General features: G+C 46.4%; 1 protein-coding gene. It reads right to left on the bottom strand.

Annotation, left to right across the window (positions count from 1 at the left end; all coding sequences use genetic code 11):
- A partial coding sequence (locus ACNPNW_RS06040; protein WP_448766716.1) for a PglZ domain-containing protein occupies nucleotides 1-487 on the bottom strand: 487 nt, incomplete at both ends.

The raw sequence follows: 487 nt of genomic DNA, 5'->3' as shown, positions 1-487 counted from the left end.
CAATCACATAGCGTTTTTTGCTCTTCAATGTATTGGCTGGTTTTTCAGTCAAGCTTGAACGATCCGCAGATTCCAGTTTACTTTGCTGGAACAAGAAGCCATGGTCGGCTGTAATCAACAGGGTAGAAATATTGAAGTGCATTAAAATTTTACGGCTGAGTTCAGTCAGCTCTTCAATAGCATGTTCCACCGCCATAAAGGTTTCTGATTCTGTCGAGGCGCTGTCACCGCGTGCATCAATCACGTTGTGATAAACGTAAATCAGCTCATGGTCTTTGAGTGCTTCACGGCCTTCATCACGCGACCAGCCTTTTACCATTTCAGCGGTTACTGCCAATCCATTATAGGCAGCCAGAATTTTGGATCGTGCTGCAGTCCCTTTGCTAGATTGCCCATCTACTAAAACATCATCCCCTGCGGCCTCTTTGTACTCCAAAGTCTGATGCGGCAATAACGAGGCCATGCCCAGTGTGGTGTAACTTGGGAC

Source organism: Acinetobacter endophylla, assembly GCF_053543775.1.
The sequence above is the reverse complement of the archived record's forward strand: the minus strand, read 5'-3'. Positions and strand labels throughout refer to the sequence as shown.